The sequence below is a fragment of the Bacillus safensis FO-36b genome, assembly GCF_000691165.1.
GTDB lineage: Bacteria > Bacillota > Bacilli > Bacillales > Bacillaceae > Bacillus > Bacillus safensis.
The window spans coordinates 1-3542 of record NZ_ASJD01000027.1; the positions used below are offsets into that span (position 1 = coordinate 1).

Genomic DNA, 3542 nt, shown 5'->3' on the forward strand with positions numbered 1-3542 from the left:
AGAGTTTGATCCTGGCTCAGGACGAACGCTGGCGGCGTGCCTAATACATGCAAGTCGAGCGGACAGAAGGGAGCTTGCTCCCGGATGTTAGCGGCGGACGGGTGAGTAACACGTGGGTAACCTGCCTGTAAGACTGGGATAACTCCGGGAAACCGGAGCTAATACCGGATAGTTCCTTGAACCGCATGGTTCAAGGATGAAAGACGGTTTCGGCTGTCACTTACAGATGGACCCGCGGCGCATTAGCTAGTTGGTGGGGTAATGGCTCACCAAGGCGACGATGCGTAGCCGACCTGAGAGGGTGATCGGCCACACTGGGACTGAGACACGGCCCAGACTCCTACGGGAGGCAGCAGTAGGGAATCTTCCGCAATGGACGAAAGTCTGACGGAGCAACGCCGCGTGAGTGATGAAGGTTTTCGGATCGTAAAGCTCTGTTGTTAGGGAAGAACAAGTGCGAGAGTAACTGCTCGCACCTTGACGGTACCTAACCAGAAAGCCACGGCTAACTACGTGCCAGCAGCCGCGGTAATACGTAGGTGGCAAGCGTTGTCCGGAATTATTGGGCGTAAAGGGCTCGCAGGCGGTTTCTTAAGTCTGATGTGAAAGCCCCCGGCTCAACCGGGGAGGGTCATTGGAAACTGGGAAACTTGAGTGCAGAAGAGGAGAGTGGAATTCCACGTGTAGCGGTGAAATGCGTAGAGATGTGGAGGAACACCAGTGGCGAAGGCGACTCTCTGGTCTGTAACTGACGCTGAGGAGCGAAAGCGTGGGGAGCGAACAGGATTAGATACCCTGGTAGTCCACGCCGTAAACGATGAGTGCTAAGTGTTAGGGGGTTTCCGCCCCTTAGTGCTGCAGCTAACGCATTAAGCACTCCGCCTGGGGAGTACGGTCGCAAGACTGAAACTCAAAGGAATTGACGGGGGCCCGCACAAGCGGTGGAGCATGTGGTTTAATTCGAAGCAACGCGAAGAACCTTACCAGGTCTTGACATCCTCTGACAACCCTAGAGATAGGGCTTTCCCTTCGGGGACAGAGTGACAGGTGGTGCATGGTTGTCGTCAGCTCGTGTCGTGAGATGTTGGGTTAAGTCCCGCAACGAGCGCAACCCTTGATCTTAGTTGCCAGCATTCAGTTGGGCACTCTAAGGTGACTGCCGGTGACAAACCGGAGGAAGGTGGGGATGACGTCAAATCATCATGCCCCTTATGACCTGGGCTACACACGTGCTACAATGGACAGAACAAAGGGCTGCAAGACCGCAAGGTTTAGCCAATCCCATAAATCTGTTCTCAGTTCGGATCGCAGTCTGCAACTCGACTGCGTGAAGCTGGAATCGCTAGTAATCGCGGATCAGCATGCCGCGGTGAATACGTTCCCGGGCCTTGTACACACCGCCCGTCACACCACGAGAGTTTGCAACACCCGAAGTCGGTGAGGTAACCTTTATGGAGCCAGCCGCCGAAGGTGGGGCAGATGATTGGGGTGAAGTCGTAACAAGGTAGCCGTATCGGAAGGTGCGGCTGGATCACCTCCTTTCTAAGGATATATGGAGCAGCGTACGTTTTCGTCTTGTTTAGTTTTGAAGGATCATTCCTTCAAAACATGTCTCTAGCGAGACAGGATTGTTCTTTGAAAACTAGATAACAATAAGTAATACATTCACATTGAATGCAATGCAAAGTTCATCACACATAGTGATTCTTTCTAAAGTAAGAAATGGTTAAGTTAGAAAGGGCGCACGGTGGATGCCTTGGCACTAGGAGCCGATGAAGGACGGGACGAACACCGATATGCTTCGGGGAGCTGTAAGCAAGCTTTGATCCGGAAATTTCCGAATGGGGAACCCCCCTGCTCGTAATGGAGCAGTATCCATACTTGAAGACATAGAGTATGAGAAGGCATACCCGGGGAACTGAAACATCTAAGTACCCGGAGGAAGAGAAAGCAAATGCGATTCCCTGAGTAGCGGCGAGCGAAACGGGAACAGCCCAAACCAAGAGGCTTGCCTCTTGGGGTTGTAGGACACTCTATACGGAGTTACAAAGGAATGATATAAGCGAAGAGGTCTGGAAAGGCCCGCCAAAGAAGGTAACAGCCCTGTAACTGAAATGTTGTTCTCTCCAGAGTGGATCCTGAGTACGGCGGAACACGTGAAATTCCGTCGGAATCCGGGAGGACCATCTCCCAAGGCTAAATACTCCCTAGTGACAGATAGTGAACCAGTACGGTGAGGGAAAGGTGAAAAGCCCCCCGGAAGGGGAGTGAACTAGATCCTGAAACCGGGTGCCTACAAGTAGTCAGAGCCCGTTAACGGGTGATGGCGTGCCTTTTGTAGAATGAACCGGCGAGTTACGATCCCGTGCAAGGTTAAGCAGAAGATGCGGAGCCGCAGCGAAAGCGAGTCTGAATAGGGGGCATGAGTACGTGGTAGTAGACCCGAAACAAGGTGATCTACCCATGTCCGGGGTGAAGTTCAGGTAACACTGAATGGAGGCCCGAACCCACGCACGTTGAAAAGTGCGGGGATGAGGTGTGCGTAGGGGTGAAATGCCAATCGAACCTGGAGATAGCTGGTTCTCTCCGAAATAGCTTTAGGGCTAGCCTCAAGGTAAGAGTCTCGGAGGTAGAGCACTGATTGGACTAGGGGCCCCTACCGGGTTACCGAATTCAGTCAAACTCCGAATGCCGATGACTTATCCTTGGGAGTCAGACTGCGAGTGATAAGATCCGTAGTCGAAAGGGAAACAGCCCAGACCGCCAGCTAAGGTCCCAAAGTATACGTTAAGTGGAAAAGGATGTGGAGTTGCTTAGACAACCAGGATGTTGGCTTAGAAGCAGCCACCATTTAAAGAGTGCGTAATAGCTCACTGGTCGAGTGACTCTGCGCCGAAAATGTACCGGGGCTAAACGTATCACCGAAGCTGCGGACTGTTCTTACGAACAGTGGTAGGAGAGCGTTCTAAGGGCTGTGAAGCCAGACCGGAAGGACTGGTGGAGCGCTTAGAAGTGAGAATGCCGGTATGAGTAGCGAAAGACGGGTGAGAATCCCGTCCACCGAATGCCTAAGGTTTCCTGAGGAAGGCTCGTCCGCTCAGGGTTAGTCGGGACCTAAGCCGAGGCCGAAAGGCGTAGGCGATGGACAACAGGTTGATATTCCTGTACCACCTCCTCACCATTTGAGCAATGGGGGGACGCAGGAGGATAGGGTAAGCGCGGTATTGGATATCCGCGTCCAAGCAGTTAGGCTGGGAAATAGGCAAATCCGTTTCCCGTAAAGGCTGAGCTGTGATGGCGAGCGAAATTTAGTAGCGAAGTTCCTGATTCCACACTGCCAAGAAAAGCCTCTAGCGAGGTGAGAGGTGCCCGTACCGCAAACCGACACAGGTAGGCGAGGAGAGAATCCTAAGGTGATCGAGAGAACTCTCGTTAAGGAACTCGGCAAAATGACCCCGTAACTTCGGGAGAAGGGGTGCTTCTTAGGGTGTTAAAGCCCCGAGAAGCCGCAGTGAATAGGCCCAGGCGACTGTTTAGCAAAA

The 3542-nt window shown here is 52.8% G+C and carries 2 rRNA genes; both read left to right on the forward strand.

What is annotated here, in order from left to right:
- A 16S ribosomal RNA gene (locus BA81_RS18905) occupies window positions 1-1542 on the forward strand; the annotation flags it as partial.
- A 182-nt stretch (window positions 1543-1724) separates the two neighbouring features.
- A 23S ribosomal RNA gene (locus BA81_RS18910) occupies window positions 1725-3542 on the forward strand; the annotation flags it as partial.